Consider the following 15,330-nt stretch of genomic DNA (forward strand, 5'->3'; position numbering starts at 1 on the left):
GAATCCGGCCCTCCGCCCGGCCGGCAGCGGCACCGGCCGGGCGGTGCGGATTACAGCATTCGGTCGACCACGCCCGCCGCCGCGTGCCCGTCGTCCAGGTCGCAGAAGTCCCGGCGGAATGCCTCGTACGCCTGCGCGTGTCCCGCGGTGGCCCGCTCCGGATCGCGCAGCGCCTCGACGAGGCCGGTGGAACCGGGGATCAGCGGGCCGGGGGCGCGGGCCTCGAAGTCGAAGCAGAAGCCGCGCAGGGTGTCGCGGTAGTGCGCCAGGTCGTAGGTGTGGAAGAGCATCGGGCGGCCGGTCCGGGCGAAGTCGAACATCAGCGAGGAGTAGTCGGTGACCAGGGCGTCGCTGATCAGCATCAGCTCGCCGACGTCCCCGTAGCGCGAGACGTCACGGACGAAGCCACTGCTGCTGTCCGGGACGCGGTCGCTCACCAGGTAGTGGCGGCGCACCAACAGGACGGTGTCCGCGCCGAGTTCGCGTTCGGCGGCGGCCAGGTCGAGCCGCAGGTCGAGGGCGTAACGGCCGCCGCCGAGCGACTGGTCCTCCCGCCAGGTCGGCGCGTACAGCACGAGCCGCTTGCCCTCGGGGACGGCGAGCCGCTCCCGTACCGCTGCGGCGACCTTGGTCCGGTCCGAGGCGTGGAACAGGTCGTTGCGGGGGTAGCCGCACTCCAGGACCTCGCCCCGGTAGCCGAACGAGCGCCTCAGGACGGGGGTGGAGAAGCTGTTCGGCGAGACCAGGAAGCTCCACTGGCGGGCACGGTGCTCGATGGTGGCGATGTGGGCGGCGTCGGCCCGCGCCGTACCCGCGAGGTCGAGACCGATGCGCTTGAGCGGGGTGCCGTGCCAGGTCTGGACGACACACTGGCCGTCGCGCCGCTCGAACCACTCGGGGAGCTGGGTGTTGGTGACGACGTACCGGCTGCGGGCCAGCGCCTCGTGCCAGGCGGCGGAGCCGTGCTCGACGGCCGTGGCGCCCGCCGGGATACGGGCCTGCTGGTCGCGCACCACCCACAGATGCTCCAGCTCGGCGCCGCGCCGGGCCACCTCCTCATGGATCGCACGCGGCGAGTCGGAGTACTGCCGGCCGTCGAAGCTGCTGTACAGCACCGTGTCGCGCAGCGGTGCGGTGCGCCGGGCCCGGTACCCGTCGCGCAGCAGCCGCTTGGCGCGCGGACCGCGTTCCCCGGCGGTGAGCACCGGCGCGCTGTTGATCAGCAGCTGGTCGTGGAAGCGCCGTTCGACGATGTACGTCCGGCCGGCGAGGGTGCGGGAGACGGGCAGGGTGCGGTGGGCGGCGGCCGGCATCCGCAGCGGGGCACCGTCCGCCTCGTCCCGGGCGCCCTTCTCGCGGAGGAAGAGGTACCAGTTCCCCTGGCCCAGCGGCAGTTTCCCGCCGGGGCCCTCGATGGCGTCCGGCCGGAGCGCGGCCCTGAACCGCCGGGCCCCGGCGGCCCCGGAGAGAGCGAGGGGGAAGACGGCCTCCTCGCCGTGCCCGCTGTGCCGGGCCACCAACTCGACGGGCCATTCCGGGCGATCCGGGAAGGTGCCCTCCGGAAGGCCGGGGAAAGTACTCTCCGGAAGGCCGGGGAACGTGCCCTCCAGGAGGAGCTGTCCGTCCTCCGTCCAGGTCGCCAGGTCGACGGCGGGCTGCACGGTGCGGTCGCTGATCAGCAGATTGCCCCGGGAGTCGGCGGTGAGGCCGAGTTCGCGCCGCTCGTCGCCGTTCCCGGCCAGCGGGTAGCGGCCCGGCAGTACCGGTCCCGGCACGTCGACCGGCGTCCCACCCCCGTCCGGTCCGACGAGATGCAGGCTGTACGGCATCTGGGCGCGCCCCGCCCCCTGTGCCGTGCCCGGCCGGGCGGCGGCGAAGGCGTCGAGCGGGACGTCCGCGGTGAACCGCCACCATCCCGCCGCCGAGGGCACGGTGCCCTCGTGCACCGTCACCGGGCAGTCGAAGGAGGTGCCGGAGGGACGGTGGGTGAGCGCGAGGCGCAGCGGCCCCTGGCCGAGCCGGTCGCGGATCATCCCGTCGATGACCACGGCGGCGGACCCGTCGCCCATGTCGCCCGCGCGGTGCGTCTCGAAGCGGGCGTCGATCCGCTCGGCGTGCAGCACCAGCTTGCCGCCGTCGAAGGCGGGCACGATGCGGTGGTCGCCGTCGGGGCGGTGCACGGGCGGCGGGGCGGCCGCCTCGTCCGTCGAGAGCTCGGAGCGGCGCAGCAGGCCGTGGCCGGCGATGCCGATCTCCGGGCGCCAGGTGAGCCGTTCGAGGCTGCCGCCCGCGTCGATGCGGAGCCTGGCCGGGTCGACGACGGTCTCGAAGCCCGACCTGTCGTAGTCGTGCAGGCTCTGCCGGGACCGGGCGGTGGCCTCCGGCTCGTCGACCGTACGCAGCCGCAGCGGCACCACGTGCCGACGTCCGGCCCGCAGCCAGCCGGCCCGGAACTCGCCGGCCCGGGAACCGGCCGGCAGGTTGCGGATGTACGCGTATCCCCTGAGATGCAGCTTGCCGCCCTGCCAGTAGGCGTCCCGCAGCCGGGCGGTGAGCGGCAGGTCCCGGTCGCCCACCCGCAGCACCGAGCGCGGCACCGGCCGGGTGAGGGCGGGGAAGGAGGCGGTGCGGCGGCGCACCCCCCGTACCGCGAACGCGCCCGGCTCGGCCTTGTCGAAGGCGAGCAGGTTCAGCAGTTCGTCGGTCCGCCGTTCGCGCACGAGGTACCACATCAGGCGCAGCCGCAGCGGCAGCGCGTCGAGGACGGCCGGGTCCGCCTGGTCGGTGAACTCGTTGGCGTACGTGACGAAGGCGCGCCGGTACTCCTCGTCGCCGTCGGGCAGCGCCTCCATGAAGTACCAGAGGTCGTTGGCGAGCACATGGGACTCGTACCGCCGCTTGTCGGCGGCGCCGCGGTGCTCGTCGAGGAAGGCGGAGACGCCCAGTACGTGCGAGACCCGGTCCTGGACGCCGCGGACGACGGCGCGGCGGGTGGTGGTCGAGCCCGCCCGCTCGCGCCAGTGGTAGACGGCGTCCTTCAGCACGTCGACGGAGCGGGCCAGGAAGTGGGCGGGCAGGACGACCGGGATGTCCTCGTGGAGGGCGCCGACCGGGAAGGCGAAGGCGTGCTCGTCCCAGAAGGACCGGCGGAAGACCTTGTTGCAGGCGGTCCGGTCGGCGGCCAGGTCCCAGTCCCGCGAGATGTGGGTGCGCAGCCGGGTGGTCGCCATCGGCTTGCGGAAGTTCGGCGACTGCTGGAGCCGGCCGCCGGTCAGCAGCCGCAGCACATTGCCGGACGCGAGGTCCGAGCCCGTCTCGTCCAGGGCGCCGACGAGGAGTTCGTACGCGCGGGGCGGCAGCACGTCGTCGCTGTCGACGAAGGCGAGATGGCGGGCGCCCGGGTCGCAGTTGCGGACCCCGGTGTTACGGGCGTGCCCGAGCCCGCCGTTCTCCTGGCTCACCAGCCGGAACCTGCCGTCCTGTTCGGCGAACCCGGCGGCCAGGGCCGCGCTGTCGTCGGTGGACCCGTCGTCGACCATCACCACCTCCAGGTCGGCCATGGTCTGCTCCGCGAGGGACTTCAGGCAGTCCGTCAGATAGAGCTCGACGTTGTGGACCGGGACGACGACACTGAGCCGTGGCGGCATGTTGAGCACGTCCGTTCATCGGGGGACCTGGCTGTCCGTACGGCTCAACCCCGTGACGGGCCGGGGGTCACCGGTCGCGGTCTCTCCCGAACGGATGACATCGGCTGCGCCCCGGTTGCCGGCCGGCCCTGCTCCGCGTCGCCGTCGTCGCTGTCGCTGTTGCTGTCGCCGAATCCCCTGTTCACCCGTTCGGGGCAGTGCCGGTGACCCGTGGCGCCCACCCCGGTTGACCGGGCATGAAGCCGCGCCTCAGTGTCGTCGTCCCGGTCCACAACGTCGAGGACTACCTGGAGGACTGCCTGCGCTCGGTGGCCGAGCAGTCGGTCACCGACATCGAGGTGATCCTCGTGGACGACGGTTCGACGGACGGCAGTACGGCCATCGCCGAAGCGTTCGCCGCCCGCGACCGCCGCTTCCGCTGCGTCCGCCGCCCCAACGGGGGCCTGAGCGCGGCCCGCAACACCGGCGTGCGGCACACCACGCCGGACGTGCCGTACCTGGCGTTCGTCGACAGCGACGGCATCGTCGTCCACGACGCCTACGCGCGGATGCTGGCCTCCCTGGAGTCGACCGGCTCCGACCTCGCGACCGGCAATGTGTGGCGGCTGAACGAGCAGGGGCGGCAGCAGGCCCCGCAGTACCGCTGGCTGACCGGCAGCCGGGCCCGCACCCACATCAGCCGCGATCCGCGGCTGCTCGCCGACCGGTTCGCCTGGAACAAGGTGTTCCGGCGGTCCTTCTGGGACCGGCACGCCTTCGCCTTCCCGGAGGGCAAGCTCTACGAGGACACCCCGGTGATGATCCCCGCGCACTACCTCGCCGGCTCGGTGGACGTGCTGCACGAACATGTCCACTACTGGCGGGTCCGGGAGGGGGCGATCACCCGGCGGCGTACGGACGTGCAGGGCGTACGGGACCAGATCTCGGCGTGCGAGCAGGTCAGCGCGTTCCTGGCGGGCCGGGGCGGGGTGGCGAACGGCGGTGCGCGGCGCCGCTACGACCTCTCGTGCCTACGCGACGACTTCGTGTACTTCCTGGAGGGGCTCGCCACGGGCGGGCCCGGGTACCGGGACGCGTTCATGGCGGACGCCGGGGCGTTCCTGGACCGGATGGAGCGGATGGACGGAGCGGGCCGCGCGGACCGGGCCGTGGCCCACGAGCTGCCGGTGGAGCTGCGGATCAAGTGGCAGCTGGTGAAGGAGCGCCGGCTTCCGGAGCTGCTGGAGGTGCTGGCCTTCGAACGGGCCAACGGCGCGGGAACGTTCACGGTGAGCGGCGTACCGGGGCGGCGGCAGGCCGGTTTCCCCGGCATCCCGGACACCGCCCGGCTGTCCCGTACCGATCTCCCGGCCGTGGCACGGCTGTTGGAGGCGCGGTGGGGCGACGACGGGAAGCTGCGGCTGCGCGGTTACGCGTACATCCGCAATCTGCCGGTCGCGACGCCGCGCCACTCGCTGAGGATGGGCATGGTGCGCGCGACCCACGGACAGCAGCTGCGGACGATGCCGGTACGCGGCGTGCCCGCGCCCGAGGCGACCGTCGCCTCCGGCCAGCAGTTGCACGGTTACGACCACTCCGGCTTCGAGATGATCATCGACCCTCGCCGGCTGCGGCCCGGCGGCTGGCTGGTGGGCATGATGGTGGCCGCCCAGGGCGCGGTCCGCCGGGTGGCGGTGCGCGCCGTGGAGTCGGGGGCCGTCCAGCCGCTCGTCCATGAGCTGGGCGACGGACGGCGGGCGGTGCTCGACTACCGGGGCGGGCGGCTGCGGCTGACCCTGGCGCAACTGCCCGCCCGTTGCGATACCCACCGCTTCGGCGAGGACCTGGAGCTGACCGGCAGGCTGTACGGGGGCGCCCGGCCGAAGGCCCTGGTGCTGACCTGCGACGGGGTGGCGGACCAGGAGTTCGGCCACCCCGTCGAATGCCGTCCGGACGGCCGCTTCACGGTACGGCTCCCGCTCGCCGACCTCGCCGGGATGGCGGCCGCGCCACCGGCTCCGCACCGGGCGCCGCGCGAGGTCGAGCCGGAGCCCGGCGGGCGGTGGCGGGCGCGGCTGGTGCTGGCCGACGGAGTGCGGGTGCCGCTCGCGGCGGCCCCGGAGTCGGCCCCGCCGGTCGTGGCCGACGCGGCGGGCGAGCTGGTGCTGGACCTGAGCGGGCAGCCGTTCGTGGACGGCGCCGTGTGGACGCCGGACGGGGCGCTTCGGGTGGAGGGGGTGGCCGGCGCCGGTACGGGCGTACGGCAGGACGAGGGCCCGGACCGCCTCGTACTGCGGCACCGGGCGCTGCGCGAGACGGTGTCGGTGCCCGTCACCCATGACGAGCCGCGCGCGGGGATGCCGGAGGGAAGGGACGCGGGGGCGCGCGGGACGGCGTACGGGGGGCGTCGCTTCACCGCGTTCCTCGCGCCCTCGGTGGCCGCCGGGCTGCACGAGGGCCGCTGGGACGCGTATCTGGGCGGCCGTCCGGTCCGGGTGCTGACCGCGCTCGCCGCCCGGCTGCCGCTGCGCCGGAGTGGCCCGGTCGCCGCGGCCCCCGTGCCCGGCCGGGAGTTCGCCCTGGACCGCCGGTTCGGCGACCGGCTGACGGTGCGGGCCGGGCCGGTGCTCGCGCTCGCCGAACGCGGTGCGTACCGCCGGGCCGAGCTGCGCGGCACGCACTATCCGGCCCGGCGCACGATGCCGCTGCGGGACGCGGTCCTCTACACGGGCGGCGACTCACCGCGCGCCGTCCACGCCGAACTCCTGCGCCGGGGCGTGGAGTCGGAGCACCTCTGGGTCACCGACGGAGTCCACGGACACGTCCCGCCCACCGCCGTCCCGGTCGTCGAGCACAGCGCCGCCTGGTACGGGGCGCTGGCGCGGTCCCGCCGCATCGTCACCGCCGACCAGCTGCCCGAGTGGTTCGAGCGGCGGCCCGGCCAGACCGTCGTGCAGACCTGGCACGGCACCCCGCTCGGCCGCTTCGGCACGGATCTGGGCGGCACCCTGTACGCCGACCACCAGGAACTCGCCACGCTGCCGCACCGGTCGGCCCAGTGGTCCGTCCTGGTCTCCCCGAGCCGCCACTCCACCCCGCTGCTGCGGCGCGCGCTCGGCTACGGGGGCGAGGTCCTGGAGGCGGGCTCCCCCGCCAACGATCTGCTCTTCTCGGCCGACCGCGCCAAGACCGCGGAGCGGGTACGGCACAGGCTCGGCATCCCGGACGGCCGCCGGGTCGTGCTGTACGCGCCGACCTACCGCGAGCAGCTGGCCCATCCCTCCGGCACCGACGGCGAGCGGCCCCACTACCGCTGGGACCCGGCGCTCGACCCGGCCGCGCTGGCCCGGTCCATCGGTGGGGCCCACACCGTGCTGGTGCGCCGCCACCCGCGGGTGACCGGGAACGTGGCCGAGCGGCCCGGCGTACGCGACGTGTCGGCGCATCCGGACATCGCGGAGCTGCTACTGATCGCCGATGTGCTGGTCACGGACTACGCGGGCCTGATGTTCGACTTCGCGCACACGGGCCGCCCGATGCTCTTCCACACCTACGACCTGGAGCACTACCGCGACACGGTGCGCGGTTTCTGCCTGGACTTCGAGACCCGGGCGCCGGGCCCGCTGCTCGCCGGGGCGGACGAGGTCGCCGCGCTCCTGCGCGACGCCGACAACCTGGCCGCGTCGGCGGCCCGGTACGCGGACGCGTACGAGAGCTTCCGCCGGGACTTCTGCGACCTGGACGACGGCGGGGCGGCGGCCCGGGTCGCGGACCGGCTGCTGGCCGAGGGGTAGTCGCCGCTCAGCTCTTGAGTGCGGCGACCGCGGCGACCGCCAGGTCGTCGAGGTAGCCCTTGGGCAGCGGGCCCCGGACGACGGCGAGCCGCCAGTAGAGCGGGCCGACGATCAGGTCCAGCGCCCGGTCCGGGTCGCTGTCCTCGGGCAGCTCACCGCGGGCCACCGCGTCCCGCACGACAACGGCGGCGATGCCCTGCTGCGGGTCCAGCAGGGCGGCCTTGATCGTGTCGGAGATCTCCGGACTGCGGGCCGCCTCGACCAGCAGGTCCGGGATGACCTGCGAGGCGACGGGGTGGCGCAGGGCGTAGGAGGCGAGTTCGAGCACGGCCCGGACGTCCCCGTACAGCGAACCGGTGGCCGGAGCCGGCATGCCCTGGACCGCGACGGCGGAGACCAGGTCGAGGACCAGGGCCAGCTTGGACTTCCAGCGGCGGTACACGGCGGTCTTGCCGACACCCGCGCGCCGCGCGATCCCCTCCATCGACATCCGGGCGAAGCCCACCGCGGCCAGCTCCTCGAAGACGGCGCTGCGAATCGCATCGGTGACGTCCTCGCGCAGCACAGCGGCTCCCGCGGGGACACGGCGGCGGGTTCCCGGGTCGGTGGTCATGGCCGAATCATAGTCCGTAACGACGGAACGGTTGCGTTGCGACGTAAATGCGTCCTACCCTCGGCGTTGCGACGATACGGTCCCGTTCCGTCGGTCGCACTGTTCCGCCTCCCCGTCCTTGCCCTCCCGTCGAAAGCGATCGTGGTGAGCCAGACAGCAACCCCAGCGGCCCCGGCCGACACACCCGCCGCCGCACCCTTCCCGGTGTACGCACCGGGCGAGCTCGCCGCGCTCGCCGCCCGGCACGGACTGACGATGAGCGGGGCCCGGCCCTCGCTGGTGGCGTACGTCCGGCAGCTGTGGGGGCGTCGGCACTTCATCACCGCGTTCGCCACCGCCAAGCTGACCGCCCAGTACAGCCAGGCGAAGCTCGGCCAGATCTGGCAGATCATGACGCCGCTGCTGAACGCGACGGTCTACTACTTCATCTTCGGCGTCCTGATGAACACCAAGCGCAACGTCGAGGACTTCGTGCCCTTCCTCGTCACCGGCGTCTTCATCTGGACCTTCACCAGCAGCTCGATCACCGCGGGCACCCGTGCGATCAGCGGCAATCTGGGGCTCGTCCGGGCGCTGCACTTCCCGCGTGCCTCGCTGCCGATCGCCCTGGCCCTGCAACAGCTCCAGCAGCTGATGTTCTCGCTGGGCGCGCTGGTGCTGATCCTGGTGGGGTTCGGGCAGTTCCCCAGGCCGTCCTGGCTGCTGGCGATTCCGGCGCTGTTCCTGCAGGCCGTGTTCAACACCGGTGTCTCCATGGTGGTGGCGCGGCTGGCCGCCCGGACGCCGGACATCGCCCAGCTGATGCCGTTCGTGCTGCGCACCTGGATGTACGCGTCCGGGGTCATGTGGAGCGTGGACACGATGCTCAAGGGGGACCGCGTTCCGCACTTCGTGATGGTGATGCTGGAGTGCAATCCGGCCGCCGTCTTCATCGATCTGATGCGGTTCGCGCTCATCGACAGCTTCGGCGCGTCCCACCTCCCGCCGCATGTGTGGGCAATCGCCGCGGGCTGGGCGCTCGTGTGCGGGGTGGGCGGATTCGTGTACTTCTGGCACGCGGAGGAGCGGTACGGACGTGGCTGACGACATGGCTGACAACAACGAGCGGGTCCCGACCGTCGTCGTGGACGACGTCCACATCACGTACAAGGTCAACGGCGCCCGTACCGGAAAGGGCAGCGCCACCTCGGCGCTCAGCCGGATCGTCTCGCGCCGGCAGGCCCCCGGCGTGCGCGAGGTGCACGCCGTGAAGGGGGTGAGCTTCGCCGCGTACAAGGGCGAGGCCATCGGCCTGATCGGCTCCAACGGCTCGGGGAAGTCGACCCTGCTCAAGGCCATCGCCGGTCTGCTGCCCGCGACGAAGGGCCGGGTGCACACCCAGGGCCAGCCCTCGCTGCTCGGGGTGAACGCCGCGCTGATGAGCGATCTGACCGGTGAGCGCAACGTGGTGCTGGGCGGCCTCGCGATGGGCATGACGCGCACCCGGATCCGCGAGCGCTACCAGGGGATCGTCGACTTCTCCGGCATCAACGAGAAGGGCGACTTCATCACCCTGCCGATGCGTACGTACTCCTCCGGCATGGGCGCCCGGCTGCGCTTCTCCATCGCGGCCGCCAAGAGCCACGACGTCCTCCTGATCGACGAGGCGCTGTCCACCGGCGACGCCAGGTTCCAGCGGCGCAGCAAGGAACGGATCATCGAGCTGCGCAAGGAGGCCGGCACGGTCTTCCTGGTCAGCCACAGCAACAAGTCGATCACCGAGACCTGCGACCGGGCGATCTGGCTGGAGGCGGGAACGCTACGGATGGACGGTCCGGCGGACGAGGTCGTGGCGGCGTACGAGAAGTTCACCTCCGGCAGGAAGTAGGGCGCGGCAACAGAAAGGGGAGGCGGCCACCGGAAGACCCGGCGCCCGCCTCCCCTCCCGACCGGCTAGGCGTGCGTACGGAGCAGGGTGCGCATCGTCCGCATCGCCACCGACAGATTCGCCAGGTCGAACGCGTCCGACCCCTGGATCTCATCGAGCGTGGAGCGCGACCGCGTCAGGATCGCCGCGTTCTTCTCCTCCCACGCCTTGAACCGCTCCTCCGGCGTCGAGGTCCCGTTGCCCACCGGCAGCACGTCCGCGGTGAGCGCGGCGTGCGCGGCGTACAGGTCCTCGCGGATGGAGGCGCGGGCCATGGACTGCCAGCGGTCGGCCCGCGGCAGCTCGATGATCCGGTCCATCAGCTGGGTGATGCCCAGCCGGTCCGCGAGGTCGTAGTACACCTCGGCGACGGAGAGCGGGTCCTTCCCCGTGCGCTCCGCGATCGCCACGATGTCCAGCGCCGGGAAGGCGGAGGAGAAGCCGGCGACCCGCTGGGCCAGCTCGCCCGGGACGCCCGCCTCGGTGAGCTCGTCCAGGATCGACTGGTACCAGTCCAGGTCGGCGCCCATCAGCATCTTGGGCAGCTCGGCCCAGACCTGGTCGACGCCCGCCTTGAAGAAGTCGATCGTCTCGGCGATCTCCAGCGGCTGCGGCCTGTTGCCGAGCAGCCAGCGCGAACCGCGCTCGACGAGCCGGCGCGAGTGCAGCCGGATCCGGGTCTGCACATCGGCGGCGACCTTGTTGTCGAGCGCCTCGACGGCGTCCCACACCTGGCCGAGGCCGAAGATCTCACGGGCCGCGAACTGGGCCCGCACGATCTCCTCGATCGAGGCACCGGTCTCTTCCCGCAGCCGGTGCAGGAAGGTCGAACCACCGCTGTTCACGGTGTCGTTGACCAGGACCGTGGTGATGATCTCGCGGCGCAGCGCGTGCCCGTCGACCGCCTCGGGGAACTGCTCGCGCAGTTGCTGCGGGAAGTAGGCGTGCAGCAGCTTCTGCAGGTGCGCGTCGTCCGGCAGGCTGGTCCTGATCAGCTCCCGGGCCGCCGTGATCTTGGTGTAGGCGAGCAGCACGGCCAGTTCGGGCTGGCTGAGCCCCTTGCCGCCGTTGAGCAGCTCACGGATCTGACGGTCGGCGGGCAGGAACTCCAGCCCGCGGTCGAGGTCGCCGTCCCGGCCCAGCCGGCGCATGAAGCGCTGGTGGGCGTGGAGCAGCGAGGGCGACTGGGCCGTGGCATTGGCGAGCGCGACGTTCTGCGCGTAGTTGTTGCGCAGCACCAGGCGGCCGATCTCGTCGGTCATCTCGGCGAGCAGCTTGTTGCGCTGCTTGACGGTCATGTCGCCGTCCCGGACCAGGCCGTTGAGCAGGATCTTGATGTTCACCTCGTGGTCGGAGGTGTCCACACCGGCGCTGTTGTCGATCGCGTCGGTGTTGATCCGGCCGCCGCCGCGAGCGAACTCGATCCGGCCGAGCTGGGTGGCGCCGAGGTTGCCGCCCTCGCCTACGACCTTGGCCCGCAGGTCCTCGCCGTTGACGCGGATCGCGTCGTTGGCCTTGTCGCCGACGTCCGCGTTCGACTCGGCGGAGGACTTGATGTACGTACCGATGCCGCCGTTCCACACCAGGTCCACGGGGGCCTTGAGGATGGTCTGCATCAGCTCGGCGGGCGTCATCTTGGTGACACCCGGCTCGATGCCGAGCGCCTCACGGACGTGCGCGTTGATCGGGATGGACTTGGCGCTGCGCGAGTGGATGCCACCGCCCGCGGAGAGCAGGTTCTTGTTGTAGTCGGCCCAGGAGCTGCGCGGCAGCTCGAACAGCCGGCGGCGCTCGGCGTACGAGGTGGCGGCGTCCGGGGTGGGGTCGAGGAAGATGTGCCGGTGGTCGAAGGCGGCGACGAGCCGGATGTGCTCGGAGAGCAGCATGCCGTTGCCGAACACGTCACCGGACATGTCACCGACACCGACGACGGTGAAGTCCTCGGTCTGGGTGTCGTGGCCCAGCTCGCGGAAGTGCCGCTTGACGGACTCCCAGGCGCCACGGGCGGTGATGCCCATGCCCTTGTGGTCGTAGCCCGCGGAGCCGCCGGAGGCGAAGGCGTCGCCGAGCCAGAAGCCGTACGTGACGGCGACCTCGTTGGCGATGTCGGAGAAGCTCGCGGTGCCCTTGTCGGCGGCGACGACCAGGTAGTTGTCGTCGCCGTCGTGCCGGACGACGTCCGTGGGCGGCACGACCTCGCCGGCCACCATGTTGTCGGTGATGTCGAGCAGCGCCGAGATGAAGGTGCGGTACGAGGCGATGCCCTCGGCCATCCAGGCCTCACGGTCGACGGCCGGGTCCGGGAGCTGCTTGGCGACGAATCCGCCCTTGGCGCCGACCGGCACGATGACGGTGTTCTTCACCATCTGCGCCTTGACCAGGCCGAGGATCTCCGTACGGAAGTCCTCTCGCCGGTCCGACCAGCGCAGACCGCCTCGGGCGACCTTGCCGAAGCGCAGGTGCACACCCTCGACGCGCGGCGAGTAGACCCAGATCTCGAAGGCGGGCCTGGGCGCCGGCAGGTCCGGGATGGACTGCGGGTCGAACTTCATCGAGACGTAGCCGTGCGGCTTGCCGCTGTCCTCCCGCTGGAAGAAGTTGGTGCGCAGGGTGGCCTTGATGAGGACGAGGAAGGACCGCAGGATCCGGTCCTCGTCGAGCGAGGCGACCTGGTCCAGGGCCCCGTCCAGCTCTTCGAGGAGGCCGTCGGTCAGCTCGGTGCCGGCGCTCTGCCGCTCCGGGGACATCCGGGCCTCGAAGAGCGAGACCAGCAGCCGGGTGGTGTGGACGTTGTTGCGGAGAGTGCTCTCCATGTACTCCTGGCTGAACGGCGACCGGGCCTGACGCAGGTACTTCGCGTAGGCACGCAGCACCATCGCCTGGCGCCAGTTCAGACCGGCGCCCAGCACCAGCGAGTTGAAGCCGTCGTTCTCGGCCTCACCGGTCCACACGGCGGCGAAGGCGTCCTGGAAGCGGTCCCGGGCGTCGTCGGCGAGATAGTTGCCGCTGCCGTTGACCTGCGGCATCCGGAGCCCGAAGTCGTAGATCCAGGCGTGCGTACGGTCCGCGCAGCGCAGCTCGTACGGGCGCTCGTCGACGACCTCGACACCGAGCTGCTGGAGGGCCGGGAGCACGGCGGAGAGGGAGACCTGCTCGCCGGTCCGGTAGATCTTGAAGCGGCGCTCGCCGGGGGCGGCGCCCACCGGCTCGTACAGGCTGAGGGCGAAGTCCTTCTCGTCCTGCTTGAGCGCTTCGAGGTGGACCAGGTCGGCCACGGCGGAGCGCGGCGTGTGGTCGGCCTTGTAGCCCTCGGGGAACGAGTGGCCGTACTGGCGCAGCAGCTCGGCGGCACGTTCCTCGCCGCACTCGGCGCCCAGTGCTTCCTGGAAGCCGTCGGCCCAGGAGCGGGCGGCCTCGACGAGCCGGGCCTCGATGCGGTCGGCCTCGGCGTCGGTGAGATCGGGCAGTTCGGTGCCGGGTGCGACGCGGACGACGAAGTGCAGCCGGGAGAGGATCGACTCGGTGTTCCAGGCGGTGAAGTCGACGCTGATGCCGCCCAGTTCCTCCTTGAGGATGTCGATCAGACGCAGTCGTACACCGGTGGTGTAACGGTCGCGCGGCAGGTAGACGATCGCGGAGTAGTAGCGCCCGTACTCGTCCTGGCGCAGGTAGAGCCGCAGCCGGCGGCGCTCCTGGAGGTAGAGCACGGAGGTGACGACGGAGCGCAGCTGGTCGACGGGCGTCTGGAAGAGCTCGTCGCGCGGGTACGTCTCCAGGATCTGCAGCAGGTCGCGGCCGTCGTGGCTGTTGGGCGAGAAGCCCGCGCCCTCCAGCACCTCGGCGACCTTGCGGCGGATGACGGGCACCCGGCGCACGGACTCGGTGTAGGCGGCGGAGGAGAACAGTCCGAGGAAGCGGCGCTCACCGATGACGTTGCCGTCCGCGTCGAACTTCTTCACGCCGACGTAGTCGAGGTAGCTGGGGCGGTGGACGGTCGAGCGGCTGTTGGCCTTGGTGAGGACGAGGAGCTTGCGCTCACGGGCCTTGGCCCGGGCGTCGGCGGGCAGCCGGTCGAAGGACGGGCTGACGGGGTGCGCCTCGTCGACGCTGTGGTGCGGGTCGGAGCGCAGGATGCCGAGGCCGGTGCCGGGGACGGCGGCCAGCGAGTCGGTGTCCTTCAGCTCGTACTCGCGGTAGCCGAGGAAGGTGAAGTGGTCGGCGGCGAGCCAGCGCAGCAGCTCCCTGGCCTCGTTCACCTCTTCGTCGGCGAGGTCGTCGAGCGGCTCGCCGGGCAGGTCGTCGGCGATGCGCAGCGCGGCGTCGCGCATCTTGTCCCAGTCCTCGACGGTCTCCCGTACGTCGGACAGCACGCGCAGCAGGTCGACGGAGATCTGCTGGAGGTCGGCGCGGTCGGTCTCGCGGTCGATCTCGACGTGGATCCAGGACTCGACGAGCGCGTCGTGCGGCAGCTCGCTCTTCGTGTCCGTGGCGCCAGCGTCGTTCTTGCGGCCATTGGAGCCCGCGGCGATGCCGTTGCCCTCGGCGAGGACCTCGATGAGCTTGCCGGTGACGTCGCGGCGCACGACGACCTGCGGGTGGATCACGACATGGATGCCGCGCCCCTGCCGGGACAGCTCATTGGTGACGGAGTCGACCAGGAACGGCATGTCGTCGGTGACGACCTCGACGACGGTGTGGCTGCACGTCCAGCCGTTCTCCTCGACCGTCGGGGTGTGCACCCGGACGTTCGCCGTGCCCTGCGGGCGCATCTCGGCGAGCCGGTAGTGGGAGGAGGCGGCACCGAAGACGTCCACGGGGTCGCGGCCCGCGATGTCCTCCGGAGCGGTGTGCAGGTAGTAGCGCTGGAGGTAGGAAAGGAGCACGTCCTGTCCGGGACGCTCCTGCTCGGCCCCGGCGGCCGCAACATGCACCCGGGAGGTACCGCCCGGGCCACCGACACCACCGCCCGGGCTGTTGTCAGCTACCTTGGCGGCCCGTGCGAGCAGCTCGGCCTTGGCTTCGTCCAGCTTGGTCTGCATGTCCTCTGGCTCCTGTCGCGCGCCGTTGCGTGACGTAGGTGAAAAAGACGACGTACCGCCACGACACGGGGTTTCCGGTCTGAGTCGACGCTATGCCGCTATGAGAGATACCCGGGACCATATTGGCCATTTTTGGCAGTCGATCCGGGTTGCGGGAATCAGCGGCGGCCCGGGTGCTGTGGCACTCCGGGCGCAGGCCGGGGGCTTCGCTGCCCCCGAGGCGTATCGCGCTGATCACGGGGTCCAGGCTATATCGCCCGCCCCCGTGCCCGTCACGAGCCGTTTGTGTAAAAAGATGGACCCGAACTTTGACACTCTGGACAGCGCGCGGGGCCGTATTGCCGCACTCTGG

At 71.8% G+C, this 15,330-nt stretch carries 6 protein-coding genes; 3 read left to right on the forward strand and 3 right to left on the reverse strand.

The window, feature by feature from the left end:
• Window positions 1-50: 50 nt before the first annotated feature.
• A complete protein-coding gene (locus tag OG978_RS16075) occupies window positions 51-3,656 on the reverse strand; it encodes a bifunctional glycosyltransferase/CDP-glycerol:glycerophosphate glycerophosphotransferase (protein ID WP_442817695.1) in 3,606 nt (1,201 codons plus the stop codon).
• A 227-nt stretch (window positions 3,657-3,883) separates the two neighbouring features.
• On the opposite strand from OG978_RS16075, the gene OG978_RS16080 reads away from it, so the two are divergent.
• The gene (locus OG978_RS16080; RefSeq protein WP_326765886.1) at window positions 3,884-7,420 is read left to right on the forward strand and encodes a bifunctional glycosyltransferase/CDP-glycerol:glycerophosphate glycerophosphotransferase; all 3,537 of its coding nucleotides are present in this window, start codon (window positions 3,884-3,886) and stop codon (window positions 7,418-7,420) included.
• Window positions 7,421-7,427: 7 nt separating this feature from the next.
• Here the strand turns inward: OG978_RS16080 and OG978_RS16085 are convergent, their stop codons facing one another.
• A complete protein-coding gene (locus OG978_RS16085) occupies window positions 7,428-8,033 on the reverse strand; it encodes a TetR/AcrR family transcriptional regulator (RefSeq protein ID WP_326765887.1) in 606 nt (201 codons plus the stop codon).
• A 141-nt stretch (window positions 8,034-8,174) separates the two neighbouring features.
• On the opposite strand from OG978_RS16085, the gene OG978_RS16090 reads away from it, so the two are divergent.
• Complete coding sequence (locus tag OG978_RS16090; RefSeq protein ID WP_326765888.1) at window positions 8,175-9,116, forward strand: ABC transporter permease; 942 nt, start codon at window positions 8,175-8,177, stop codon at window positions 9,114-9,116.
• A 4-nt stretch (window positions 9,117-9,120) separates the two neighbouring features.
• Window positions 9,121-9,900, forward strand: a complete 780-nt coding sequence (locus OG978_RS16095; protein ID WP_326770045.1) for an ABC transporter ATP-binding protein — start codon at window positions 9,121-9,123, stop codon at window positions 9,898-9,900.
• 65 nt (window positions 9,901-9,965) lie between these two features.
• Here the strand turns inward: OG978_RS16095 and OG978_RS16100 are convergent, their stop codons facing one another.
• Window positions 9,966-14,978: an NAD-glutamate dehydrogenase gene (locus OG978_RS16100; RefSeq protein WP_326765889.1), complete on the reverse strand. Its 5,013-nt coding sequence runs from the start codon at window positions 14,976-14,978 to the stop codon at window positions 9,966-9,968.
• Window positions 14,979-15,330: the final 352 nt, after the last annotated feature.

The sequence above is a fragment of the Streptomyces sp. NBC_01591 genome, assembly GCF_035918155.1.
Taxonomy (GTDB): domain Bacteria; phylum Actinomycetota; class Actinomycetes; order Streptomycetales; family Streptomycetaceae; genus Streptomyces.